The organism is Nonomuraea bangladeshensis (genome assembly GCF_039529455.1).
Lineage (GTDB): Bacteria > Actinomycetota > Actinomycetes > Streptosporangiales > Streptosporangiaceae > Nonomuraea > Nonomuraea bangladeshensis.
Genome location: NZ_BAAAMV010000021.1, coordinates 51957 through 76158, shown reverse-complemented (window position 1 = coordinate 76158; position 24202 = coordinate 51957). Strand labels below are relative to the sequence as shown.

Genomic DNA, 24202 nt, shown 5'->3' with positions numbered 1-24202 from the left:
TGTCAGTCCGTGTCGGTGTCGGTGTTCGAGTCGTCGGGCAGTTCGGGGCCCCTGCCGTCGCCGTCCTGCGCCTTGGACTTGCTGACAGTGGCGTAGGTGCGGCTTGAGCCGTCCATGATGTCGACCAGGCCGCCGTCCTCGTCCAGGAACTCGGTGAGCTGGGTTTCGGGGTTGAGCCTGGTGTAGGTGTACGGGGCGGCAGCCGAGGGCAGGTTCGGGGTTGCCCTGGTCAGGCCCCAGGGCCGCGTCGGCGTCGTGGTGGTCATGGTGAGCCTCCTCGTCGTAGGAACGAGCAGCGGTGCTGCTCGGCCAGATGGGTGTAGAGGGCGGCGGCGTGCGCGTACGTTCCCCGCCCTGTTTCCTCGTGTCCGTCCCCGGCGGGGCGGAGCACGAAGTATTGGCCCCCCTCGGAAGCGAGTTCGTATTCGCCGCAGCAGGAGGTGGCCCGGATCTTCGGCGGTGCCGGGGTGCGGGGGGCGTAGAGAATCCATGTGAGGTCCTGGTCGGTGCTCATGCTGCGCCCTTGTCGTTGTGCTGCGGAGTTCGGCCGGCCGGGGGCGGCGCTGGTGGGGAGCGCCGCCCCCGGGTGGCCCCGCCCCTCTCTTGGCGGCTGAGGGGCGGGAAGACGCCGCCGGGGCCCCACGCGCCCATGGGGGTGGCCCGGCGGCGGGCGAAGGGATGGTGCGCGGCTCACGGCAGCGGGGCCCTCTGTCGTGAGCCGCGGCTTCATCGTCACCGCCCCCTCGACGCGGAGGGGGGCGGGGACGGCAGCATGCGAGGTGAGGCGGCGAGCTGCGCGGGCGACCCCCAGAGCTCGTGGGCCCGCCGGTTGATCTCCGCCAGCAGGTCCTCCGGCTGGTCCGCCTCGACGACGAGACCGGGCGACGGGCAGGGGCCGAGGTAGAACGCCACCAGGCAGTCCCGGTGGGGGGAGTACATCAGCAACCAGTACGTCAGCCGCTTTTGCCAGCAGCGGATGAACCGCTCCATGATCTTGGGGCGGGAGGGCGCGGGAGCGCCGGGGGCGGCGGCGTCGGCGCTCACGGTGCTCATCGTTTCTCCTTCCGGGAATCGACGGGTGGGGGTGGGGGTGGTGGGCGCAGGCCAGGCGGTATGCGGGTAGGGCGGCCTGGCCTGCGCCCCGGTCACGCGGGGCGGCGGCGACGACACCAGCGGGCCGCCCGCGTGAGGGCGTGGCCGGTGCGGCCGGTCTCGCCGCGTCGAGATGAGGCCACGCCACGGTCATGGCTCAGCTGCCGATGAGGGCCGGCGCGTGCTGGGCGATGAGGAGAGTCTGGTCGTCGGGCAGCATCAGGCTTCTGACCGCGCGGAGTCCGGCGTGCTCCAGGAGGCGGCGGTGCTCGTCCTCCGAGCGCACTCGGCCGTCCGGGAACATCGCCATCATCCGGGCGTCGATGTCGTACCAGCGGCTGGGTCTGCCGGGTGCCGAGGGCAGCATGCCCTCGGCTATCAGCAGGTCGGCGTGGTCGTTGGCGGCCATCGCCTGGCTGAGCTGAGTGAGCAGGCTGAGGTAGTTCACGTCCCCCAGGTTGTGTGCCACGCTTGACAGCAGGTACCGGTCGGCTGCGGGGATGCCGTCGAACATGTCGCCGGCGATGACCTTGACCCTGCCGTCCAGGTCTTGGAGGCTGAAATAGGTGTGGGCGTCTGCGGCGACTTCTGGCCGCTCCAGCAGCACACCGGTCACGTGCGGGTGGGCGTGCAGGATCTTGGCCAGGATTCCGCCGAGGCCGCCGCCGATGTCGCAGACGGTGCGCACGTGGGCGTAGTCGTCGAGGTTGGCGATCTTGACGCCGATCGCGTGGCTGCGCGAGAGCATGAACCGGTTGAAGTGATAGCTGAGTTCGTCGTCGTCGGCCAGGTGGGAGTAGGGGAACAGCCCGTCCTCCGGGAGGGGGTACCCGCGCACGAACGTCTGATCCAGGTCGCCGATGGCTCTCAGCCAGTAGGGGTGGCCGGTGACCAGCACTGCGTCCCGCTGGGAGCGTTCGGCGGCTGCGGTGAGCCCCCTGCCGAGGTCGGTCAGCCGGTAGCGGTCGTCGCGGAGGGCGACGAAGCTGTTGGCGTGCAGCCAGTTCATCACGCGCCACAGGTAGCTCGGCTTGGCGTTGCAGGCCGCCGCGAGTTCGTCGGCGGTCAGCTCCTCGTTGGAGAGGAGTTCGAATATGCCCCGTTTGACTGCGGCGTGCAGGAGCCCGAAGGCCGCCACCGCGTCCATCATGCTCTGAACGTAGTCGTACGGAGTGATCCCCCAGGCGCGAGGGAAGTAGGTGCGGTCACGCTCCCGGACGGGCAGAGCTGACCCGGTTTCCGGCTGGTCGGCGGTCTGGTCGGCGGGGTCCGGCGTGGGCTGGCCGGTCTGACGGGCGGTCATGATGTGGGCTCCGCAGGGGTCGGGACGGGGACGGGCAACTGCTCCAGGAAGCTGCGAACATCGACGGGCTTCTTGATGTCGCGGAACTCGTACATGAGGTCGGCCACCCGCTGGATGCGCGCCGCGTTCAGGCTCGTCGGGTAGACGCCGAGCGTGATGGTGGCGGCCGTCCGGGGCTCGATCTTCGTGTACGAGCGGAGGATGCGCCGAACCGCCATGCCGTCGCTGGCGGCGTCACGCTGGGCGCGGGCCATCGCCCGGTTCCAGCGGCGGATGATGTCGGGGTTCTTCTCGATGTACTTGCTGGAGGCGGCCCACCCGGCGACGGGCCAGTCTGCCGTCCGGTTCGACATCGGGTCGTAGAGACCCTTCGCGCCTATCGTTTCGCCGGCGAGCGTGACGTAGGGCTCGGCCATCCACGCGGCGTCGATGATGCCGCTCTTCAGCTTCTGCAGCATGTCGGGGAGGGGCGCCTGGGACACTTCGACGTCGTCGATGGTGAGGCCGGCGACGGCCAGAGCGTTCTTGAGGGTGAGGGTGCCGACGCTGGCCAGGGTGATGACCGAGATGTGCTTGCCCTTGAGCTGCTGCAGGCTCGTGATGGGCGAACCGGCGGCGACCATGATCTTGAAAGAGTTGGGCGTCGACTGGTAGCAGTCCGCCACGATTTTCAGCTCGCCCGGCTTGGCGGCCTCCGCGTACACGGCGGACGTGTAGTTCATGATCGAGAACTGCAGGGTGCCAGCTTCGAGCAGATCCGCGCCGGGGCCGCCGCCCTGCACCATGATGGGTTCGACGTCCAGGCCCTCCAGCCGGAAGTAACCGGCCTCGCGGGCGATGAAGAGGGGCGCGACGTCGGGGATCGGCATGTAGCCGACCTGGATCTTCGTCAGCGGTTTGGCCAGGCCAGCGGCGCTCGTGGTCTCGGGTGCGCTGCTGCAGGCGACCGCTGCCACCGGCAGCAGTAGCGCCAATATGACTGCGAGTAGTCGTCTCATGAGTCGATAGGTCCTGTTGAGGGGGTTGAAGGGGGTGGATTACGCGCCCCGCACCCGCGGGCGGGCTGGGCGCGCTGGTGCTACGACGGCCGCTTGGCCATGAACATCAAGAAGTGCGGCGCTTCGACCGGCGCCGGTCCTTCCGGATCGGGCAGGAAGTCGGGCGTGCGGACCACGCCCGGCGGCTGGAGGTCGAACCGGCCTGCCAGCCGCGTGACCTCCGTCTTGGAGCGGACGTGGATCGGCACGTGGTTGTGGGCCTCGTACAGGCCCGCCCACCGCGTCACGGTCTCCTCGTCTAGACCGTCGCTGGTCACGTGCGTGACTAGCGCGAGGCTGTCTGCGGGCAGCACGTCGTACAGCGCCCACATCAGATGATCGGCCTCGGCGTCGTCGAGGAAGTGCAGCACCGCGCCGAGGATGACCACGGTCGGCTGGTCAAGGCCGAGCTGCTCGTGCAGTGCCTTCATCAGCCGCTTGGTGTCGCGCAGGTCCAGCGGGTCGGCCACTTCGACGCCGGGGAGCCGGCCGATGGTGGCCCGCCCGTGCATGATCGCCACCACATCCGAGTCGATCAGCAGCCACCGCCGGTCAGGCGCATGTCCGGCGGCCACGACAGCCAGGTCCGGCAGGCGGGTCGCGTCGTGACTGGACGCCGGCATGCCGCCGCCCAGGTCGGCGAAGCGCGTGTAGCCGATCTTGGTAGTGTGCCGGACCGCCCGTACCAGCGCGGACGCGTTCTCGCGAACGATCTCGCGTAGATGCTGAATGTCACTGGCGAGCGTGTCGGCCGAGTCCCTGGCCGCCCGTAGCACGTCCTTGGAGTCTCGCAGCGCGGCGTACGTGCTGGCTGGGGTGGCGCGGTTCGGATCAAAGCTGCTGCCGGGGGCGGTGCTGTCGGGTGGCAGGTCATTTCCGCTGTTAGATGCCATGATGGGCCTCAAAGGGGGTGCGTCGGCCGGCTGCGTCGCGGTCACCGTGGGTGCCGAGAGCAGGAAGGCGAGCCGAGTGGCGGTCGCGAGCTCGTCGCCCTGCTCGCCGAGCTCGTATCCGTAGTCCGTCAGATAGCGGCCATTGGCGGTTATCACCACCGCGTTGATCCGCCCATGCAGGGGATTCCCCACGACCACCGCGCCGCCGTCCCCTCGTGTCACAGATAGCCCGCGCGCTCGGAGAAGCTCCTGCAGAATGGCCGTGGGATTCGCGTCCATGCTTTGATCTCACCGCCACGGTCAGCCGAGCGGGATATGACAACCTATGACACGGAGATGATCATGCCTCTGGTCGCCACCATCACGGGGACGCGAGCCACGGAACATCGCGATCTCACCTGGTACGGGGAAACGTTCGCCGCCTACCTAGCGCCGTTCGCTATGGAGGACGCGCACTTCTACATCGGAGGCGCGCGTGGCATCGACAGCTTGGCCCTGCTATGGCTCGCAGGCAGCACGAGGTCTCGTATCACGGTCGTTGTGCCGCGCACGGTGCAGGACCAGCCTGCCGAGGCGCGCCAGGCTATCGCCCAGTGCCGCGATCGGATTGCGGAGATCGTCGAGCTGCGCGCTGCGGAACTCGGGACTCCCGCCTACCATGCCCGTAACCGGTGGATGGTCGATCGCGGTCACATGGTGATCGGATTCCCCCGCGAGGGGGGCGACCTGACGTCAGGTACGTGGCAGACGCTCAACTACGGAGCTTCGCAGGGAAAACCTCGACTGATCGTGCCCGTGTGACGCCGAGTAGTGGGCATCATGTGCACATGAGCGCGGACGAACGGTTCAGCGGCGCCGCCTTACTGAAGCGGCTACGCCGCTCCCGTGGCTGGTCTCTCGCCGACACCGCACGGGCCCTTATCGACGTGGCGGCCCAGCTCGGGCAGCCGTTCGATATCACCGTAGGCAGCGTCCAACGGACCGTGGCGCGGTGGGAGAGCAGCACCGGACCGGTCCAGCCCAGCGATCGGTACCAACTGCTCCTCGCCCATCTGTATGGGCGCGACAGTGGCGGCAGAGCATCTTTCGGGCCGGGCAGCGATTTCGCCGTCCTGCTGGAAGCCCTTGCCCACTTCGGTGTGAGCACCCAGCGTATGGACGAGCTGCGGGCGCTCCTCGTACGGACGGTAACCGACAGCGGGGTAGAACTGCTCGCGCTCCTGGGCCCGTCCACTCAGGCATCCTTGTCGGCCGCTCTGGCTGACCCGTCACGCCTCGATGAGGAGTTGCTAGTTGACATGGGCGCGTCCGTCGCGCACGTCAACGGGCAAGTCGGTAGCGTCCCCTTCGTGCGGCTGCAACTCCTGCTCGCGCCAGTCGTGGAGTCCTGCCGGCGGCTGCTCAACATGCCCATTCCGGACGCGCTGATCCCCAACTTGCAGCTCATCTCGACACAGGCGTACACGCTCGCGGGCCGGATCGCCTTCGAAACCCGCGACGATGTCACCTCGCGAGCGCTGTACCTGGCGGCGACCGACGTGGCTGGCAATTTGGGTGTCCCATGGCGGAGGGCAGTCGTGCACATGAGCCATGCGCTCGTCACCCTCTATTCGAAGCCGGGTCTGGAGGCCGCCAAGGCGCTCATCGACGCCGCAGTGCGCGATGCACGTCTTGGTGAGAGCATCACTGTCCGGGCCCGAGCCCATGCGTTACAAGCGGAGGTCGCGGCCCGTACGGGCGCGGTCAAGCAAGCAAGAGCGGCGCTCGCGCTCGCCTGGTACGACCTCGACCAAGACCGCACCGATGACCCCGCCTTGAGCTCGTTCTCACCGGCTCACCTGCGCGGCTTCGAGGGTGTCACGTCACTGTTCGTAGGTGACGCCTCCGAGGCGCACGACTACTTCGCCCACTCGGCGCAGGCGCTGAACGCGCCGCGGGAGCAGGTCCAACGGGCGATCGTGGCGGCGGACCAAGCACTTGCCCGTATCCGCCTCGGCGATCCCCGGTCCGCCGCCGAACTGCTCCACGGCTGCATCGATGCCGCATCCCAGACCGGCGGCCGAGTCGCCCTGATCCGCCTACGCCGTGCCCGCCAGGACCTGCGGCCATGGCGACGAGAGGCATTCGTCGCGGACTTGGACGACCACCTGATTGACTCGCTCGGCAGGTGACGAGAGTGTCGCGCTGCTCTCTTTCCCCTTCAGGGGGCCATCTGGGCGAGTGATCAACGTCAAAGGGTCTTCAGCCGTAGGTCGTCGGTCTGGAACCGGATGCGCCGCGGGTTCGCTGTCCGGCGTAGTAGCTCGACGGGCTGGGCTTCCCCGTCCAGGGTGACGCGCTCGGCGGTCAGGACGAACACGCCGGGCCGGATCCGCAGCACGCCAGCCTCGTCCTTCGTCGCGGCGCGGGCTCCGACGAGTTCGCGGACCCGCGCCGTGGCGGGGTTGAGCACGCCGGCGGCGATGAGCGCGGCCAGGACGCCGCCGTCGACTTTGCCGCTGCCGGCCACGGGGGTGTCGTCGACCAGGGCGAGCGGATAGTACGCGCTGTCGAGCATGACGACCTGGCCGTCGACGAGGGCGTGCCGGTCGCGGCGGACGACGGTCGCGCCGACGCTGAGCTGCAGGGCGCGGGCGATTTCGAGCTCGGCCGGGCCGCGTTCGACGGAGATGAGGCGCATGGTGCCGTCGCGGCCGGCCTGGTGGCAGGCAGTCTCCCAGGGACCGCGCCCGCCGCTGGGCGGGGTGGCCGTGCTGAGGTCGATGTAGAGGGGCCGCAGGTCTTGGACGATGAGGCCGCGGTTGGCGACGCGCCAGACGAGTCCTTCGTCGCGGAGGACTTTGGTGGCGGCGCTGATGGTGGCTGTTGAGGTGTTGTAGGTAGTCATCAGCGTGGTTCGGCTGGGCAGGGCGTCGCCGGGCGCGTAGGTGCCGTTGGTGATGAGTTCGCGAAGGTGGTTCGCGATCTCGTCGCGCCTGGTCGTCACGGTGCGCCCCTCCTGCTGCTGTGCATTCTGATCACAGGATGTTGCCACAAGAGCGTTTGACAACTGATCGAGTTGTGATTCATCATGCTCTCAGTTCGCTCTGTTGTCTAAACAACAGAGCGTTGAGAACGCAAACGAAAGCGGCCCCCGGAAAGCTACGGGTTCCCATCCCGCCCGGAGGCCGCTCAACCACTTCCCAACCAACCCAATTCAGTCAGGAGAACACGACCAGTGAAAGGTCATGAGGTGGTGAGAAGAGTATGACACGCCCCCTGTCTCTCGCGTTCGATCTTCCCCGGCTTCGCTCCCTGCGCAACTGGATCATGGAGGCGGGCCTGTGCACCAGGCCCGGCGCAGATCCCAGCCAGTGGTCCCCGGAGAAGGAGCCCGCCCGCAACGCCGAGCGTCAGCGCAGGCTATACGAGCAGGCCGCCGCCGCCCTCTGCCACGGATGCAAGGCCCTCACCTCCTGCCGGATGACGGCCGAGGTCGAGGAACACCAGCTCCTCCTGCAGCAGGGCTACACCCCGCACGGCATCCGCGGCGGCGAAGCCCCCTGGGTGCGCCATGACCGCCTTCTCGCAAGCATTAACGCTCGCGCTAACTCCGAAGAGGAGGCCGCGTGACCCTCTCCACGCTGGCCGACTACGCCGCCGGCCTGGTCGGCTACGTCACCGCCAACCCGATCAGCTCGGCCGTCATCGCGGCCGCCGCGCTGGCCGCGCTGGCGCTGGCGTTCCTGCTGCTGCGCCTGCTGTCGCGGGCGGTCGCCTGGCTGGTCGCCCGGTACATCGCGCCGCGCCCCGTCGAGGACGTGCTGACCGTCGTGTCCGCGTCCATCGCGACCGGCGTGTCCGCGCAGGGCATGTGGCGCTTCTCCGGCGACGTGCTCGGGTTTGACGGCCCGCTGCGGCTGTTGCTGTTCGCGTTCATCGAGGTCGCGATGGTGACCTCGGCGGTGCGGGCGCGCCGCAACATGAGGGTGACCCACAAGGCGGGCATCGACGGCCTGGCCGTGTGGGCGCTGACCGGCCTGTCCGCAGTCCTGTCGGCGATGGACTCGCGCAGCTTCCCCGAGGCGGTGTTCCGCCTGGCCGCGCCGATCGTCGCCGCTTGGCTGTGGGAGCGCGGCATGGCGATCGAGCGGCAGAAGCTCACCGGCCGGACCCGGATCAACTGGCGGCTCACCCCTGAGCGGATGCTCGTCCGCGTCGGCCTGGCCGAGTCGAGCGACCGCACCGCGACCGAAGTCGACACCCACCGCCGCCTCACCCGCGTCGCGCTGGCCGCGAAGAAGGCCAAGGCACTGCGCGAGGCCGGCGCCCCCGCCCGCAAACAGGCTCGCGCGCTGGCCAAGCTGGACAAGGCGATGGACCGCGCGGTCGAGTACACCGGCCTGGTGCAGGACCCGGACAAGCAGGAGCGGATGCTTGCGCAGATCGGGGCGCTCTACAACACGGCGAAGCTGACCGAAGTCCAGCCGCGCCCGTTCTGGCAGCAGCTCGCCGACGACAAGTCGGCGAAAGAGGAACGGGACCGTGTCGCGGCGGACGCCATGGCGCAGCTGCAGGGCTTCAGCGACCGTCACGCCCTCCTGCCTCCCACTGACGCAAGCAATGTTGCTAGCGACAGTGACACGTCCGGGAACGCCCCCCGTGTCACGCCTGGTGGCACAGGCGGTGACGCGCCTCGTGACACGGCTGGTGGCACGCCCGGCGGCGCGACACCGGCCCCTGTGACACGTCCCCGCCCGCCCGCGTCACGGCCTCCGAAGCCTGTGACACGCAAGCCGAATGGCACGCGTCATGGCACACCGGCGCAGCCAAGCAGAGAGGAGCTTGAGCGGCGCATCTCGTGGCTGCACGACCTGGCCAAGACCGACCCCAGCTTGGGTGTCACGGCCCTGCGTGACAAGGCGGTCGAGGAGTACGGCGTCAGCCCGCGCACCGCGTACCGGTACATCGAGCAGGCCGGCCTCGCGGCCAGTGACACGGCGAACCGTGACACGCCCGGTGACACACCCCGTAACACGCCTGGTGACACGGCATCCGAGACCCCGCCCGACGCGGCGTGACACGACCCAGGAGGACCCATGAGAACGCCACCGCGACGCCCAACCGGCCCCAACGCGATCCGCTTCATCGTGATCTACCTGCTGGTGCAGGGAGCCGCCATCGCGGCCGCTCTCATCGCCGTGTCGCTGATCAAGTAGCTCACCCGAACACCCGGCCAACCCGACCCCGAAGGACACGACATGGACCCCGTCTCGAACCTCGTCAAGCTCAGCATGGTCCTGCCGATGTGGCAGGCCGACACCCCCGACAACTTCCTCATGGCGTGGATGCACTTCCACCCGGCCGACCCGTGGTTCGTGCAGGTGTACGTCTCCGGCGGCGTCGTAACCCTGGACGTGCCCCGCGACGTCCTGCTCAAGGGCCCGGACGAGCTGGCGATCTGCGACGACCTGCAAGTTCAGCCGTCCGGAGAGCCGATGTGGACCCTGTTCACCCTGCGCTGGAACCCGGACGAGCCGCTGACGTTCCGCGTGCCGACCGCGAACCTCCGCGGCTTCCTGGCCGAGACGGCGAAGCTCGTGCCGCCCGGCACCGAGGAGTCCCGGATCGACTGGGACACCGAGATCTTCGGGCTGTTCGAGGAGGCCGAGGAGCCCCAGGAAGGTGACGGTCAGTGACCGGGATACGGGGCCGGTTCGTCGCCCGCCCGGCGCTGACCGGCAGCGGCGCGGACGGCCCAACGCGCGCCCGCGCTGCGCAGCGCGCACGCCCGCGCATGCACGCGCGCGAGGCGCAGCCTACCAAAGATCACCGACCGTAAGCAGGAGGAGTAGCACGTGGCCAAGGACCGCACCGGCCCGAAGGAGCGGAAGGCGTTCCACGCCAACCGCATCGACGGTGAGCGGAACGGCATTAGCCGCTTCTGGTGGGCAGCGTGCTGGGTCGCCTCCGAGTTGCGGCAGCTCGCCAAGCGGGACCCCGCCAAGGCCCACGCGGACGGCCTCCACCTGGCCAAGCAGATGCGCGACATCGCCGCCGACCTGAACACCAAGCACCAGAAGCACCTCGAAGCCCAGAAGGGAGGGACCAGCCGTGCCGTATGAGCTGAGCCTGCCCAACGACGACAGCGACGAGCAGCAGGACAACGTGGTCGTCGGCCCGTTCCCGGCGCCGGCCGCCGACAACGCGCCCGTCCCCGCCGAGCAGGACGAGCCCGAGAACGCGGTGTCGGTCTGGTCGGCGGCGGCGGCCGAGCTGATGCCCCGCGCGGAGCAGCTGCTCGACGCCGTGGTGGTGGGGGACGGCCTGGTTGGTCAGCGGCCCGCGAGCATCGCGGCGCTGGCCCGGCAGTACTGGATCTCGCCGCCGCCGTTCGTCCGCGAAGCTCTCGCGCTGCGGATCGCGTACGGCCTGTACGGGGTGCCGGTCGTCGCGGTGAACGTCGTCCTGCAGCCTCTCCTCCTGATCATCCGTTATCCGGCGCTGCTGACCGCCGTGGTGGTCGTCGGCGCGGTGGTCTACCTCTTCACAGTCGTTCTCGCCTGAAAGGCAGCCCCCATCATGGAAATCTCCCTCGGCCTGGTCGTCGGCGGCGTCGTGGTCGCCGCGGTGTTCGTGGGCCCCGCCGTCGCGGTCATGAAGCACAGCAAGTTGTTCCGGAAGTTCCACTTCGTTGTCGCCCTCGCCATGCTCCTCGGCGGGGTTGGCCTCATCGGCATCGCCGCGTGGCTGGTCGCTGTCGGCATGAGCTGGGGGCTGGCCGTGTGGATCGGCGTCCCAGGCTTCTACGCTCTGGTGATTGTGCTGATCGGCGTCGGTGTCGGCGCGTCCGATGGGGACATCGGCAGGCCCTCGCAGTGGGGCATCTTCGCGTTGCCCGCGCTGATCACGGTCGTCGTGATGACGGCCGGGCCCACCTGGGACTACATCAGCGGCCAGTTCAGCTCCAACGCCGAAACGCTCAAGGCGCAGGTGGAGGGGTCGCGATGACCATGCTGCTCCTCGCGCTGGTGCTGGCCGCGCTCATCACGGGCGTCATCCTGTGGCGGCGGCCCGACGCCCGCACCAAGGCGAAGGCCCTCACCTCCGACGCGAGGACCGTCGCCGCCGGCGCGTGGAAGGCGGGCCGTACCCAGGCCGCGACCGAGTTCCGGCAGGGCTACAAGGCGACCCGCGACGCCTACGACCGGGCGCAGAAAGCGCTGCAGGGGCGCGGCACCAAGCGAGCCCGCTTCACGTCGGGCCTGCTGGAGCTGCTGGGCGTCACCGTGGTCACGGCCGGCGGCACGGTGTACGGCGCGGCCAAGACGCTCGGCGCGGCCCGGCGGATCCTCATCGAAGCCGCGCGGGGCGGCCACGCCGCGTACAAGACGATCGAAGTCGAAGCCGTGGTCGTGGGCGAGGTCGAAGAGACCTCCCCTGACGCCGTGCCGCCCCCGGCCGTCCCCGCAGACACCAACACGCAAGCAAAACCGCACGCAGTAAGAGAAAACCCCGACGCCGAGCAGGCGCCGCAACCGGAAGGAACCCCCGACATGTCCGTCGCTCAGGAAGCCACCGGCCTCACCAGCTACGCGCTCGCGCACGAGCAGATAGCTGCGGAGCTGAACAATCTCCACGCCGCCAGCCACCTCCTGGTCACGAGCATGGGCGACCTGCTCGCCCAGCACTCCCACCTGATCGGCAACGCCAGCACTTTGCAGGACCTGATCAACCAGGCCGCCACCATCGCGGCGCAGATCGCGAAGGACGCGTCGGCCGCTGCCACTTCGTGACCGCTGAGGTTGCGGGTCCCGCCACGGCCTGGTCGTGGCGGGTGCCCGGAGCAGAGCGATCACCCCGGAACGCTCGGAAGGGAGCGCACTCCATGGCCACCACCATCAAGAAGACCGACCCCGGCACCGACAAGCCCCAGCCGCGCAGGGTGCGCCGCGCCTTCCGCCGCCTCAAGCACCGGCAGCGCAGCCGCGCCGCGTACGCGCGGCCGGTGGCGTGGCTGGCCGGCATCCAAACCGCCGCCGTCTTCGCCGACTTCACCGGCCTGGGCCTGGAAGTCACCGGGCCCGCCGTCGTGCTCGCCGTGGGCACGACCTTGGTCAGGGCGCGGCGGCGCGGCGAGAAGCCCACCCTGAAGCGCGCCGTGGCGGGCAGCTTGTGGCTGCTGGTGGCAACGTTCGTCGGCCCGTACGGGCTGATCGCGCTCGTGCTGTGGGTCGTCGGCGTGGCCATGGCGGTGCCGTACTGGTACGAGCTGCACCGGGCAGCTCAGCGGCCCGCGGACCGGCCGAAGGCCCTGCCGAAGAGCAGCGTGTCCGGCGTCGAGACCTGGTGGCAGGAGAGGGTCGTCCCGAACCATCGCGCGTTCACCAACACGCGCCTCACCCAGCCGGAGCCGGTGCCGGGCGGGTTCACCGCCGTCGTCGTCGGCGAGCCCGGCAAAACCGACTTCGACTTGATGGACAAGGCCAAGGGCACCATCGCGTCGGCTCGCCGCGTCGCCAAGGACCAGGTGGAGTTCGGCCCCGCGCCGGGTGGCGACTTCTCCGGCGCGCGGGTCACCGTGATCGAGCGGGGCGACAACCTGCGCAAGGTCCGGTACGTGGAGGACGACGCCGCGGCGATCGACCCGGAGACCGGGATCGCCCGCGTCGGCTACTTCTTCGACCTCAAGCCCACCCACTGGTCGTTCTGGACCACGAGCGCGGGCGCGCAGATGGGCACCAACGCCGGCGCGACCGGCGCAGGCAAGTCCGGGTTCGGCGCGACCAAACTGGGGCTGGTGCACCAGTGCGAGCTGGCCGTGGCCGTGCTGCTCGACGCGCAGGACGGCAGCTCCCAGCCGGACTGGAACGGCCGCACCGCGATCAGCCGCGAAGGTGTGCGGGCATGCTGGGAGGAGCTGCAGGCGCTCGACTACGTGATGGGCCGCCGCGCCCACTTCGTCGCGCACGTCCCCTGGGTCGACGACCAGAACCGGGAGCGGCACGGCAAGCCATTCTTCCTGCCGGGCGACCCGGACATGCTGGGCCTCAAGCTGATGTACATCGCGATCGAAGAACTGCCGATGCTCCTGGGCGACGACGAACTCGGCGGCCAAGCGACGGAGCTGCTGGCCGGGGCCGCGAAGACGTGGCGCAAGCCCGGCGGCGCGCTCGACGTCTACACGCAGAACCTCGGCCTGGAGAACTTCGGCGGCAAGCCCATCTCCAACACGCTCCGCTCGAACCTCGCGGGCGGCGGCAGCGTGGCCGCGTTCCGTACCGGCTCCAGCCAGGACTGGCACATGGTCGGCCTGGCCGCAGACCCGTCGACGCTGCCCGAGTACTGGGAAGGCACGAAGGACAAGACCCACGGCCTCGGCTACATGAAGGGCATCGACAACCGGCCCGGCGGCAAGTGGCGGGCGTCGATCTCGCGTGACCTGTACGCCATCGCGACCAGCCCGGCCGCCGGACAGCTCGACGAGATGACCCTCAGCTTCTACGAGGAGTTTCACGGCATGCGCCGCCGCGGCGTCGACCCGCGTGACCCGGGCGCAGTGACGCCGGCCGTGCCGGTGGCCAAGCCGCAGTGGTCGTCGGGCGACGTCGAGGCCGTGGTCGAGCACGCACTGATCAGCGGCCCGCGAGAGCTGGGCGCGATCTGCGTGGCGGCGCGGCGGCGGCTCGGGGACATGCCGCTGAGCGAGGTCCCGGCCGCGCTGCGGGCGCTGGAGAAGGCAGGCCGGGTCCGAAAGACCGGCAACGACTCGTACCAGCTCGTGAAGGAGGACCAGTGAGCGTTGTACCTGCGCCGACCGGCGGCCGGGTCGGCATCGTGCTGCGCGCGGCGGCGGTGACACTGGCGTGGCTGGCCACCGTGCTGGTGACCGCGATCATGTGCCGCCCGTGGCCGGGGACGGAGCTGCTGCCGGTGATCGTCGCCGTGGCGATGGCGGTGGTGATGCTCGTCGGCCGGCCGGTCGGCGGCGCGCTGGTGCTGTTCACCGTGACGGTGCTGGCGCAGACCTTGTGGGGGCCGGCGGGCGGCGCGGTCCTGGTCGCGGCCACCATCGCCGCTCTGGCGCTGCTGCCCGTCCACGCTGTCCAACCGACCCCTGGGAGGGACCAGTGAAGACGACCGAGGACCTGCGTGACCTGCCAGGGGAGTGGCTGACCAGCCTGTCCGACCCGTGCTCTCACGACCGCTGCGCTGGCTGCCGGTACGACCGGTGCGGCCACAGATGTCACACCACCCATCCCGCGAGCAAAAGCGCTCGCCAGTAATGTCACACCGCAAGGAGGCGGACATGTCCAAGAAGATGACCGGCCCGGAGCACGCGCAGGCGGCTTTGGACCACCTCGCAGAGGCGCGGGCGCTCGTGGCGCTCGCGGAAAAGGCCACCAGCCGCGAGTGGAAGGAGACGCACTCCCAGCAGGCTGCGGTGCGCGCCCAACTCGCGTCAGCGGAGATGCGGACCGCTCAGCTGGCCTTCCTGGTCGCCACGACGTCCACGGACGGCCTCGACCCCCGTGAAGCCAAGGAGTGGCGCAACATCCTGGGCGTGAGCCTGTGAGCGGCCGTAGCGCGCGGTTCGCCGTCGCGCTGGCCGCGCTGTACGCCGCTCACGAGGTCGGCGACCAGTGGGTGCAGACCCACCACCAGGCGCTCACGAAGGGCGGCCGCGGGCAGCAGCAGCGCGCCGGCCAGGCCGCGTGCGCCCGGCACGTCGCGACCATGACGGCGACGAAGGCGTTGATGCTGGGCGTGACCAGCGCAGTGACGAGGACCAGGTTGCCGCTCGGCCGGGTGGCGGCCGCGCTGGCCGTGGACGCGGCGTCGCACTACTGGGCCGATCGGCGCTACACCCTCGCGGCCCTGGCCGACCGGCTCGGCAAGGGCGAGTACTACCGGCTCGGCGCGCCGCGTGAGGGCCGCGACGACAATCCCACGATCGGCACCGGCGCGTACGCGCTCGACCAGGCGTGGCACATGGCCTGGCTCTGGGTGGCGGCGCTGATCGTCGCAGGTGGCGACGAGGTGATGTGAAGCCCTGCCGTTACTGGATGAGCGCTGAGGAGCGGTACTGCGGCGCCACCCCTGCGAGGCCGTACTTGCAGGGGTGGCGCTGCGCTGATCACACACCGTCCGCGCTGGCCGGGCGGCCGGAGCCGGGCGGCGGGTACTGCGCTCCCGCCCGCTGTTACTGCGGGGCCTGCCCGGCAACACAAAGGCCCGAATCCTGATCGACGGATTCGGGCCTTTGGAAAGCAGAAGTGCTTGCGTCAAGCGGCTGCGGCGGAGCTCGCGGCACGCGCCCGCTCCCGCTGCGCACGGATCGCAGCTTCCAGATCTTCCAGGGATGCGTTCCCCGGCCGGTGTGCGCGCCGTGCGGCTTCGGCGGGGGAGAGGGCGTCACGTTCGGCGCGAGCGCGGGCAAGGAGACGGCCAGCAGTGGCCAGCGCTTTTGCTTGCGTGACCGGGAGCGAGTGGATCTCGGGAAGGGAAGAAGGAGTCACATGCTGATGATAGATCGCGAACATTAGCGCTGGTACCGAGGTGTCGCAGGTATGGAGATCTGGCCTGCTGTCATCGGCAGGGCGGCCCGAGGGGGGCGTGGCATGGGGCAAAAAAATTTGTTAGCCAATTAGGCGCAACCCCTTGGGGCGTCGCCTTCGCCAACATGGTGCGGGGCGTGCCGCTCGACGCCGACCACGAGTACACCGGCACGCTGTTCACCCTGCTCAACCCGTTCGCGCTGCTCGGCGGCCTGGCCATGCTGCTGCTCTGCACCCAGCACGGCGCGGTCTTCCTCGCCCTGCGCACCACCGGCGAGCTGCGCAAGGGCGCGGCCAGGATCGCGACCGCGCTCGCGCCGATCACCGTCGCCGTGGTCCTCGCCTTCCTCCTCATGGCGCGGGCCGGCGTCCTGTCCTGGGCCGCGGTCGCCGTGGCCGCGATCGGGCTCGCCGTCGCGCTGATCGCCACGCTGCGCGGGCGCGACGGCTGGGCCTTCACCGGCAGCGCCCTGGCCATCGCCGCGTTCGTGGCCACCCTGTTCACCAGCATGTGGCCGAACGTGCTGCCCGCACTCGACCCGGCCAACAGCCTCACCGTGACGAACGCGGCCTCCTCGCCGTACACGCTGACCGTGATGACCTGGGTGGCGGCCGTCTTCACGCCCGTGGTGCTGGGGTACCAGGCGTGGACGTACTGGGTGTTCCGCCGCCGGCTGACGGGCGCGTATTCGGCCTGAAGTCCCGGGTGGGGCTTCAGGCCGGCAGGGTAGGACCCCCGACGGCAGGCGTGAACCCCCACCCCCAGGAGGCATGACATGACAGCACGTACCGGGCGCGCCGTGGTCCTGCTGGTCGCGCTGGGGGCGGCCGCGGCGGGCTGCGGGGGCGAACCGGGCCGCACCCCGTCCCCGTCCGTCCCGTCCACCTCCGTCCCGTCCACCGCCCCGCCCGCCGAGACCTCCCCGCCCGCCGAGACCTCCCCGCCGCCGTCGACCCCCGGGTCGCCGGAGAGCGCCTCGCCCACGAGGTCCCGTGACCTCGTGGCCGGGCGCTACCAGCCGCTGTGGCCGTTCGCCGACGCCGCGGCCGCGGAGGCGTGGCGGAGCCGCCACCGTGAGGACGGCGCCGACGCCTGGCACCTCGACCCGGCGCGCACCGCGGTCCGCTTCGCCCGTGACCACCTCGGCTTCAGGGAGATCGACCGCGCCGTGAAGACCGACCTCGACGGCGCCCACGCCCGCGTGCACGTCGGCCTCACCGCCGAGGAGGGTCCCCGCCCGATGGTCGCCGCCGTCGTCCACCTGGTCCGCTACGGGAAGGGCGCGGACGCCCCCTGGGAGGTCGTCGGCACCGACGACACCACCTTCTCCCTCACCACCCCCGAGTACGGCGCCTCCGTCGGCTCCCCGATGACCGTCGGCGGCCGGATCACCGGCGTGGACGAGAGCATCCGCGTCCAGGTGCGCCGCCCCGGCGGCGGCAAGGCGCTCGGCGAGCACTGCTGCGTGGGCGCGGGGGGCGAGAAGTCCCCCTGGTCGGCCGAGGTCACCTTCAAGCCGGCGCCCGGCACGACGCTGACCGTCGTGGCCTCCACCGGCGGTCACGTCGCCGAGGTGGAGCGCTTCGCCGTCACCGGCGTGACCGTCCCCTGACGCCGCGCCGCCCGTCCACGGCCATAAGCAGGGAAGACACGCGGGTCCCTTGCTAGCATCCCCCGTTGTCGGACCGTCGCGACCGAGGTGCCCATGAGCCAACTGGAAGAGACCGCGCCCGAGAGCGGGTCGCTCGCCGAGCTCGCCAGGAAGCACGGGCTGCGCCCCGCCATCGCGCGCCCCCGCTTCCCCGCCTACCTGCGCCAGCTCTGGGAACGGCGCCACTTCATCCTGACCTACGCCACCTCCCGCAACGTCTCGAAGTACTCGGGGTCGGCGCTGGGACAGTTGTGGCAGGTCCTCACGCCGCTGCTGAACGCGGCGATCTACTACGTGATGTTCGGCCTCATCCTGGGCGGCAGCAAGAACATCCCGAACTACCCGGCGTTCCTGCTGACCGGCATGTTCGTGTTCACCTACACGCAGCGCACGGTCACCGCGGGGGCGAAGTCCATCTCCGGGAACCTGTCCCTCATCCGGGCGCTGCACTTCCCGCGGGCCTCGCTGCCGCTGGCGTACACGATCCAGGAGCTCCAGCAGCTCGCCGTCTCCATGGGCGTGCTGCTGGTCATCGTGCTGATCACCGGGGAGCCGATCAGCTGGTTCTGGCTGATGGTCCCGGTGGTCCTGCTGCTGCAGACGATGTTCAACATCGGGGCGGGGCTGATCATGGCCAGGCTGGGGGCGTCCCTGCGGGACCTCGGCCAGCTCCTGCCGTTCATCATGCGCACCTGGCTGTACGCCTCGGGCGTGTTCTTCGCCATCCACGACAAGGTCGTCGGCTCGGCGGGGCTGCCCGAGTGGGTCGCCACCGCGATGTACCTCAATCCGGCGGCCTCGTTCATCGAGTTCATGCGCGACCTGCTCCTCACCCGCCACACGCCGCCGTCCATGGTGTGGCTGTCGTGCCTGTGCTGGGCGGTGGTCACGCTGGTCGGCGGGTTCTGGTACTTCTGGCGGGCCGAGGACCGCTACGGGCGCGGCTGACCGGCCCGCCCGGGATGATCGTGCGGCCCGCGCGGGTTGCGGAGAGGGAAGCATCCGCGCAGCACTGAGGAGCACGCATTGAGCACGAACGCCGAGGGCCGCGGCCCGGTCCGCCAGCTTCGCCTGGTGGTCGAGGCCGAGGACTACGAGGCCGCGCTGGCCTTCTACCGGGACGTCCTGGGGCTGCCCGAGGAGGCGGCCTTCTCCACTGGTGACGGCGCCCGGGTGGCGATCCTCGACGCCGGCCGGGCCACCTTGGAGATCGCCAACCCGGCGCAGAAGAAGATGATCGACGAGGTCGAGGTGGGGCGGCAAGTCGCGCCCAAGCTCCGGGTGGCGTTCGAGGTGGACGACTCGCGCGGCACGACCGAGCGGCTGGTGGCGGCCGGCGCGAGCGAGGTGGCGCCGCCGACCGTCACCCCGTGGCAGTCGCTGAACGCCCGGCTCGACGCGCCGGGCGGCCTGCACATCACCGTCTTCCAGGAGTTGCAGACCGCCGAGGAGCGCCAGGCGCTGGACGGCTTCGGCACCGACGACACCCGCGGCTGACCGTCCGAGGCTATTTCGGAGCAGGACGGGCGCGTACGTGCATGCGCTCGCCCTGCGGCCCGAACAGGGCCAGCACCTCGGCCGGCTCGTCGCCCACGTTCTGAAAGGCGTGCGGGGTGCGGGTGTCGAACTCGGCCGCCTCGCCCGCCTTCAGCACCACCTCGTGCGGGCCGAGCAGCAGCCGCAGCCGCCCCGAGAGCACGTACAGCCAGTCGTAGCCCTCGTGGACCTTCTGCTCGGGCACGAAGCCCGGCCAGCCGGGCGGGTAGATCAGCTTGACCGCCTGCAGCCCGCCGGGGCTCCGGCTCAGCGGGATCCAGGTCACGCCGTTGCGCTTGACCGGCCGCATGGTCACCCGCGGATCGCCGGTGACGGGCGCGCCCACCAGCTCGTCGAGCTGCACCTGGTGGGCGCGGGCCAGCGGCAGCAGCAGCTCCAGGGTGGGCTTGCGGTGCCCGGACTCCAGCCGCGACAGCGTGCTGACCGAGATGCCGGTGCTCTTCGACAGCTCCGCCAGCGTCACGTCGCGCTCCTGGCGCAGGGCGCGCAGCCGCGGCCCCACCGACTGCAGTGTCTCGTCGAGGTCCTCCACCTTTCGATTTTGCCATTCCGGCAACGAAGTTTGTCAATTCGGCCGCTGATCGCGGACAGTTGACCTCACAAGGCGACGCGGAAGGAGCCGAAGTGGTGAACACGAAGTACGACGTGGTGATCGTGGGCGGCGGGGCCGCCGGGCTGAGCGGGGCACTGACCCTGGGCCGGGCGCGGCGCAAGGTGCTGGTCGTGGACGCGGGCCGGCCGCGCAACGCCCCCGCCGAGGGCGTGCACACCTTCCTGACCAGGGAGGGCGTGCCGCCGCACGAGTTGCTGGCCGCCGGCCGCGAGGAGGTCGCCGGGTACGGAGGCGAGATCGTCACCGGGACCGTCGTCGCGGCCGAGCACCTGGGCGGCGACGAGCCGGGCCCGTTCCGGGTGACGCTGGCGGACGGGACGGAGGTCGTGGCCGAGCGGCTGCTGCTGGCCACCGGCCTGGTGGACGAGCTGCCGGACGTGCCGGGCCTCGCCGACCGGTGGGGCAAGGACGTGCTGCACTGCCCGTACTGCCACGGGTGGGAGGTGCGTGACCGGGCCATCGGGGTGCTGTCCACCGGGCCGCTGGGGGTGCACCAGGCGCTGCTGTGGCGGCAGTGGAGCGAGCGGGTGACGTTCTTCCTGCACGACGGGCCCCGGCCGGACGACGAGCAGCGCGAGAAGCTGGCCGCGCGGGGCGTCACCGTGGTCGAGGAGCGGGTGGCCGGTCTGGAGATCGACGGGGACCGGCTGACCGGGGTGCGGCTGGACGGCGGGCGGGTGGTGCCGTGCGAGGCGCTCGCCGTCGGCTCCCGGCTCAGCGCCCGCGCCGACCTGCTGCCCGGCCTGGGACTGGAGACCGAGGAGCTGGTCATGGCCGGGCACGTGATCGGCACCCACGTCCCCGGGGACGCGACCGGCGCCACCCGCGTGCCGGGCGTGTGGGTGGCGGGCAACGCCGTCAACGTGACCGACCAGGTCATCGCCGCGGCGGCGGGCGGCGTACGGGCGGGGGCGGCCATCAACGCGGACCTGATCGAGCAGGAGAACCGCCAGGCGGTCGCCGCACTTCGCGCGACCGCCCAGAACCAGCACGGTCACGGTCACGGGCATGGGCACGGTCACGGGAACAGCGGGTTCGAGGTGCCGGAAGGGGTCACGGCGGAGGAGTTCTGGGACGGCCGTTACGGCGAGCAGGACCGCATCTGGAGCGGCGCGCCCAACGTCGCCCTCGTCCGCGAGGCCGCGGACCTGCCGTCCGGCCGCGCGCTCGACCTCGGCTGCGGCGAGGGAGCCGACGCCGTCTGGCTGGCCCAGCGCGGCTGGCGGGTCACCGCCGCCGACATCTCCCAGGTGGCGCTGGACCGCGCCGCCGAGGAGGCGGAGCGGGCGGGCGTGGCCGACCGGATCGAGTGGCGCCGCCACGACCTGGCGACGTCCTTCCCCGACGGCTCCTACGACCTGGTGAGCGCGAGCTACCTGCACTCCCCGGTGCAGTTGCCGCGCGAGGAGGTCCTGCGCAAGGCCGCCGCGGCCGTCGTCCCCGGCGGGACGCTGCTGATCATCGGGCACCTGGGCTGGCCGTCCTGGGTGGAGAAGCCGCCCGTCGAGGTCGCCTTCCCGACGCCGGGCGACGTCCTCGACGCGGTCGAGCTGACCGGGCCCGGGTGGGAGGTGCTGACCTGCGAGGAGTTCACCCGCGAGCGCACCGCGCCCGACGGCACCCCCGGCGCCCACGTGGACTACGTCATCAGGGCTCGCCGGCGCCCCTGACGCCCGGGGGCCGGGAGGTCTCAGGGAGTGGGGGCCAGGGGACGATCGTCCTCGCGGGCGCGTACGCGCTCGTCGAGCCCTTCCATCGCGCGGACGAGGGCCAGGTTCGCCGCGCTGAGCGTGCGCACCTGCTCCTCCAGCTCGGCGAGCCGCTTCTTGACCGCCAGCAGTTCGACGTCGAGAGCCGGCGCCTCCATGAGCATGCGACCGCCAACCATGATCGGTTCACCTCCGATGAGCGGGGACACCATGATGATGGCCGGGCGGCGGAACCTGGGGGTAGTGGCGAAGGGCCGCGGGCACCGGGACCTACGGCACTGTTCGCCGCGGATCAAGCTGCATCGTCGAGATGCCCGGTTTGTCAAGCATGCCCGGTTTTCAAGCTCCTGGGGCCGCCCGGTAGGCCGTCCCCTTACCCTCAAGGCGGGTGGTCGAAACCTCGGCGGGGATGAAAGCCGACTCTCCGGGGCGCAGCGCCGTGGCTCCGGCCAGCCGGGCCTCGCCCTCGACGCAGACCACGATCTGCGGCACCCCGCCCGGCAGCTCGTGCGCCCGCTCGCCGTCGAGCTCGTGCCGGGCCAGCGCGAACTCCGGCGCGGGCGGCAGGTAACGGTGCTCGCCGGGACCGCCCGGCTCGGCGGCCACCCGGTGCGGCTCGCCGGGCGCGAAGCCGACCACCCGCATCAGCTCGGGCACGTCGATGTGCTTGGAGGTCAGGCCGCAGCGCAGCACGTTGTCGGAGTTGGCCATGATCTCGACGGCCACGCCGCCGAGGTAGGCGTGCGGCACGCCGGCACCCAGGTAGAGGGCCTCGCCGGGGGCCAGCTCGACGTGGTGCAGCAGCAGGGCGGCGGTCACGCCGCGGTCGCCCGGGCAGGCGCGGGCGATCTCCGCGTACGGGGCGAGCTCGGGGTCGCCGGCGGCGAGCAGGGCGCGCTCGACCTCCGCGCGCAGCGGCGCGGCCGCGTCGGCGAGCATCTCGGCGAAGACCGTCCGCAGGGCCGTGGCGGGCTCGCCGTCGCGCAGCGCGCCGATCCAGGGGCGCAGGCCGGGCACGCCGAGCCGGTCGAGCAGGCCCGCGGTGGCGGCGGGGGAGCGGAAGCCGCACAGCCCGTGGAACGGCGTGACGGCGCACACCATCTCGGGCTTGTGCGCGTCGTCCTTGTAGGTGCGCTCGCGGGCGTCGAGCGGGATGCCGCGCGCGTTCTCCGCGGCGTAGCCGGCGCGGGCCTGCCCGGCGCTGGGGTGCACCTGCAGCGACAGCGGGCGGGCCACGGCCAGGATCTTGAGCAGGTAGGGGAGCCGCCCGCCGAAGCGCGCGGCGGTGCCGGGGCCGAGTGCGGCGGCCGGGTCGGCGGCGATGACGGCGTCGAGCGGGACGCCCCCGACGGTGGAGGGCGCGCCGGGATGGGCGCCCATCCAGAGCTCGGCCTGCGGCTGCCCGGTCGGCTCCGTGCCGAACAACTCGGGAAGGGCCGTCACCGACCCCCAGTCGTAGGGGCGGATGGTGGTCGCCAGGCGCATCGGAGCGCGCAGATCGAGCTGAGACACGGTAAGAGGCTATCGCCCCCGGGGACGGCCGGGACGCCGGAGCCGCTCCGGCGTCCCGGCCGCCGCCGGCTACCGGGCGCGGGGCCCGAGGACGACCGGCATCGTACGGGTGCTGTTGCCGAGCAGCGTGTCGATCTGGCGCAACTCCTCCCGGGGCCCGGCGGCCCTGATCGCTGGGAAGGCCGTGAACAGGGCCCGCAACGCGATCTCCGCCTCCAGCCGGGCCAGCGGCGCGCCCAGGCAGAAGTGCGGCCCGTGCCCGAAGGCCAGGTGCGAGGCCGGCGGATCGGTGAGGTCGAAGCGGTCGGCGTCCTGGCCGAACTGCTCCGGGTCCCGTCCGGAGGAGGCGAAGCAGGCCAGCACGGCCTCGCCCGCCCGCAGGTGCACGCCGTCGATCTCGACGTCGCGCTTGGCGTACCGGAACGGGAAGTAGGCGATCGGCGAGTCCCAGCGCAGCGTCTCCTCCACGGCCGCGCTGAACGGGCACTTCCCCGAGCGCAGCAGGGCGAGCTGGCCGGGCGTGTGCAGCAGGGCGCCGACGGCGTTGGTGATGAGGTTGACCGTCGTCACGTGGCCGGCGATGAACAGCAGGTCGATGGTGGCGAACAGCTCGTCCTCCGAGAGCCTGCCGCCGTCCTGCTCGCGCAGCCTGATGAGGTCGGTGATGATGTCCTCGCCGGGCGAGCGCCGCCGCTCCTCGATGATCCGGTGCAGCAGCGCGTGCAGCTCCTCGCGCACCCGCGGGCCGTCCGCCAGGTCCTCGCTGACGTGCGCGACGGCGTCGGTCAGCTCGTGCATCCGCTCCTGATGGGCCGGCGGGATGCCGATCATCTCGGAGATGACGTCACGCGGCAGCGGATAGGCGAAGCGCGCCCGCAGGTCCACGGGCTCGTGGGCCGGCAGGGTGGCGAGGTCGTCGATGAGCGCGGCGGTCAGCGCCTCGATCTTGGGCCGCAGGCCCTGCACCCGGCGCGGGGTGAAGCCGGCGGCGAGCGGCGCGCGCAGCCGCCGGTGCTCCTCGCCGTCGGCGTTCAGCATGGAGATGTCGGTGACGATGCGGTCGATGGCGGTCCCCGGCGGCAGTGTGGAACGTTCCAGCGGGTCCCAGTACTGGATCTCCCTTGTGAGGTCGGGATGGGTGAGGACGGTCATCAGGGTCGCGTACCTGGTGGCCGCCCAGGCGTCCACGCCCTCGGCGGTCACCGGCACGAGCGGCCCGGCCGCGCGCAGCCGGTCGTTGTCGGCGTGCGGGTCCGGCGCCGCGGGATCGATGATGAAACGCACGAGCTCGGTCATG

General features: G+C 71.0%; 28 protein-coding genes. 18 read left to right on the top strand and 10 right to left on the bottom strand.

The genetic code is table 11. The annotated features are described in order from the left end of the window. Positions 1 to 2 precede the first annotated feature (2 nt). The 5 genes from tgmA to ABD292_RS46105 all read right to left on the bottom strand — a co-directional run bounded on the left by tgmA (position 3) and on the right by ABD292_RS46105 (position 4604). Positions 3 to 266 carry a putative ATP-grasp-modified RiPP gene (gene tgmA, locus ABD292_RS46125; RefSeq protein ID WP_344219290.1) on the bottom strand — a complete coding sequence of 88 codons (264 nt, stop codon included), beginning with the start codon at positions 264 to 266 and terminating at the stop codon, positions 3 to 5. A gap of 466 nt (positions 267 to 732) precedes the next feature. Next, positions 733 to 1053, bottom strand: a complete 321-nt coding sequence (locus tag ABD292_RS46120; protein ID WP_344219288.1) for a hypothetical protein — start codon at positions 1051 to 1053, stop codon at positions 733 to 735. Positions 1054 to 1249: 196 nt separating this feature from the next. Then, entirely contained in the window at positions 1250 to 2395 is a 1146-nt protein-coding gene (locus ABD292_RS46115; RefSeq protein ID WP_344219286.1) for a methyltransferase, read from the bottom strand. Continuing rightward, positions 2392 to 3351: an ABC transporter substrate-binding protein gene (locus ABD292_RS46110; RefSeq protein WP_344219285.1), complete on the bottom strand. Its 960-nt coding sequence runs from the start codon at positions 3349 to 3351 to the stop codon at positions 2392 to 2394. Before ABD292_RS46110 ends, ABD292_RS46115 begins: the two co-directional genes overlap by 4 nt. A gap of 122 nt (positions 3352 to 3473) precedes the next feature. Beyond that, a complete protein-coding gene (locus ABD292_RS46105; protein WP_344219283.1) occupies positions 3474 to 4604 on the bottom strand; it encodes an SAM-dependent methyltransferase in 1131 nt (376 codons plus the stop codon). Between the two features lie 63 nt (positions 4605 to 4667). On the opposite strand from ABD292_RS46105, the gene ABD292_RS46100 reads away from it, so the two are divergent. After that, complete coding sequence (locus ABD292_RS46100) at positions 4668 to 5126, top strand: hypothetical protein (protein WP_344219281.1); 459 nt, start codon at positions 4668 to 4670, stop codon at positions 5124 to 5126. A 26-nt stretch (positions 5127 to 5152) separates the two neighbouring features. After that, complete coding sequence (locus ABD292_RS46095; RefSeq protein WP_344219279.1) at positions 5153 to 6496, top strand: NsdA family TPR-like regulatory protein; 1344 nt, start codon at positions 5153 to 5155, stop codon at positions 6494 to 6496. Positions 6497 to 6555: 59 nt separating this feature from the next. Here ABD292_RS46095 and ABD292_RS46090 read toward each other — a convergent pair whose 3' ends face one another. Then, positions 6556 to 7311 carry a GntR family transcriptional regulator gene (locus tag ABD292_RS46090; RefSeq protein ID WP_344219277.1) on the bottom strand — a complete coding sequence of 252 codons (756 nt, stop codon included), beginning with the start codon at positions 7309 to 7311 and terminating at the stop codon, positions 6556 to 6558. 260 nt (positions 7312 to 7571) lie between these two features. Between ABD292_RS46090 and ABD292_RS46085 the strand changes: the two genes are divergently transcribed. The 15 genes from ABD292_RS46085 to ABD292_RS46015 all read left to right on the top strand — a co-directional run bounded on the left by ABD292_RS46085 (position 7572) and on the right by ABD292_RS46015 (position 19011). After that, a complete protein-coding gene (locus tag ABD292_RS46085; RefSeq protein ID WP_344219274.1) occupies positions 7572 to 7937 on the top strand; it encodes a hypothetical protein in 366 nt (121 codons plus the stop codon). Beyond that, positions 7934 to 9385 carry a hypothetical protein gene (locus tag ABD292_RS46080; protein WP_344219272.1) on the top strand — a complete coding sequence of 484 codons (1452 nt, stop codon included), beginning with the start codon at positions 7934 to 7936 and terminating at the stop codon, positions 9383 to 9385. The genes ABD292_RS46085 and ABD292_RS46080 overlap by 4 nt, the downstream gene beginning before the upstream one ends. A gap of 180 nt (positions 9386 to 9565) precedes the next feature. Beyond that, complete coding sequence (locus ABD292_RS46075) at positions 9566 to 10003, top strand: SsgA family sporulation/cell division regulator (protein WP_344219270.1); 438 nt, start codon at positions 9566 to 9568, stop codon at positions 10001 to 10003. A gap of 159 nt (positions 10004 to 10162) precedes the next feature. Beyond that, positions 10163 to 10429 (top strand): hypothetical protein, encoded by a 267-nt coding sequence (locus ABD292_RS46070; RefSeq protein WP_344219268.1) that lies wholly within the window; start codon positions 10163 to 10165, stop codon positions 10427 to 10429. After that, entirely contained in the window at positions 10419 to 10871 is a 453-nt protein-coding gene (locus tag ABD292_RS46065) for a hypothetical protein (RefSeq protein WP_344219266.1), read from the top strand. The genes ABD292_RS46070 and ABD292_RS46065 overlap by 11 nt, the downstream gene beginning before the upstream one ends. 15 nt (positions 10872 to 10886) lie before the next feature. Then, a complete protein-coding gene (locus ABD292_RS46060) occupies positions 10887 to 11315 on the top strand; it encodes a hypothetical protein (RefSeq protein WP_344219264.1) in 429 nt (142 codons plus the stop codon). Then, the gene (locus tag ABD292_RS46055; RefSeq protein ID WP_344219262.1) at positions 11312 to 12100 is read left to right on the top strand and encodes a hypothetical protein; all 789 of its coding nucleotides are present in this window, start codon (positions 11312 to 11314) and stop codon (positions 12098 to 12100) included. The genes ABD292_RS46060 and ABD292_RS46055 overlap by 4 nt, the downstream gene beginning before the upstream one ends. Before the next feature lie 92 nt (positions 12101 to 12192). Continuing rightward, positions 12193 to 14103: a hypothetical protein gene (locus ABD292_RS46050; RefSeq protein ID WP_344219260.1), complete on the top strand. Its 1911-nt coding sequence runs from the start codon at positions 12193 to 12195 to the stop codon at positions 14101 to 14103. Then, a complete protein-coding gene (locus ABD292_RS46045) occupies positions 14100 to 14438 on the top strand; it encodes a hypothetical protein (RefSeq protein WP_344219258.1) in 339 nt (112 codons plus the stop codon). The genes ABD292_RS46050 and ABD292_RS46045 overlap by 4 nt, the downstream gene beginning before the upstream one ends. A gap of 175 nt (positions 14439 to 14613) precedes the next feature. Then, positions 14614 to 14880: a hypothetical protein gene (locus tag ABD292_RS46040; protein ID WP_344219256.1), complete on the top strand. Its 267-nt coding sequence runs from the start codon at positions 14614 to 14616 to the stop codon at positions 14878 to 14880. Continuing rightward, the gene (locus ABD292_RS46035; RefSeq protein WP_344219254.1) at positions 14877 to 15353 is read left to right on the top strand and encodes a transcriptional regulator; all 477 of its coding nucleotides are present in this window, start codon (positions 14877 to 14879) and stop codon (positions 15351 to 15353) included. Before ABD292_RS46040 ends, ABD292_RS46035 begins: the two co-directional genes overlap by 4 nt. Positions 15354 to 15852: 499 nt before the next feature. Next, entirely contained in the window at positions 15853 to 16560 is a 708-nt protein-coding gene (locus ABD292_RS46030) for a cytochrome d ubiquinol oxidase subunit II (protein WP_344219390.1), read from the top strand. 78 nt (positions 16561 to 16638) lie between these two features. Continuing rightward, positions 16639 to 17475: a hypothetical protein gene (locus ABD292_RS46025; protein ID WP_344219252.1), complete on the top strand. Its 837-nt coding sequence runs from the start codon at positions 16639 to 16641 to the stop codon at positions 17473 to 17475. Positions 17476 to 17568: 93 nt separating this feature from the next. Next, positions 17569 to 18462: an ABC transporter permease gene (locus ABD292_RS46020; RefSeq protein ID WP_344219250.1), complete on the top strand. Its 894-nt coding sequence runs from the start codon at positions 17569 to 17571 to the stop codon at positions 18460 to 18462. A gap of 78 nt (positions 18463 to 18540) precedes the next feature. Next, positions 18541 to 19011, top strand: coding sequence for a VOC family protein (locus tag ABD292_RS46015; RefSeq protein ID WP_344219248.1), 471 nt, complete (start codon positions 18541 to 18543; stop codon positions 19009 to 19011). A gap of 10 nt (positions 19012 to 19021) precedes the next feature. On the opposite strand, the gene ABD292_RS46010 is transcribed toward ABD292_RS46015, so the two are convergent. Beyond that, positions 19022 to 19603 carry a helix-turn-helix domain-containing protein gene (locus ABD292_RS46010; RefSeq protein WP_329576275.1) on the bottom strand — a complete coding sequence of 194 codons (582 nt, stop codon included), beginning with the start codon at positions 19601 to 19603 and terminating at the stop codon, positions 19022 to 19024. A gap of 92 nt (positions 19604 to 19695) precedes the next feature. Between ABD292_RS46010 and ABD292_RS46005 the strand changes: the two genes are divergently transcribed. Further along, positions 19696 to 21354 (top strand): FAD-dependent oxidoreductase, encoded by a 1659-nt coding sequence (locus ABD292_RS46005; RefSeq protein WP_344219244.1) that lies wholly within the window; start codon positions 19696 to 19698, stop codon positions 21352 to 21354. Between the two features lie 20 nt (positions 21355 to 21374). Here ABD292_RS46005 and ABD292_RS46000 read toward each other — a convergent pair whose 3' ends face one another. From ABD292_RS46000 to ABD292_RS45990, 3 genes are all read right to left on the bottom strand, one after another. Then, positions 21375 to 21572: a hypothetical protein gene (locus ABD292_RS46000; RefSeq protein ID WP_344219242.1), complete on the bottom strand. Its 198-nt coding sequence runs from the start codon at positions 21570 to 21572 to the stop codon at positions 21375 to 21377. Positions 21573 to 21732: 160 nt separating this feature from the next. After that, the gene (gene manA, locus ABD292_RS45995) at positions 21733 to 22905 is read right to left on the bottom strand and encodes a mannose-6-phosphate isomerase, class I (RefSeq protein WP_344219241.1); all 1173 of its coding nucleotides are present in this window, start codon (positions 22903 to 22905) and stop codon (positions 21733 to 21735) included. A gap of 69 nt (positions 22906 to 22974) precedes the next feature. Beyond that, a complete protein-coding gene (locus ABD292_RS45990; protein ID WP_344219239.1) occupies positions 22975 to 24201 on the bottom strand; it encodes a cytochrome P450 family protein in 1227 nt (408 codons plus the stop codon). Between the last annotated feature and the right edge of the window lies 1 nt (position 24202).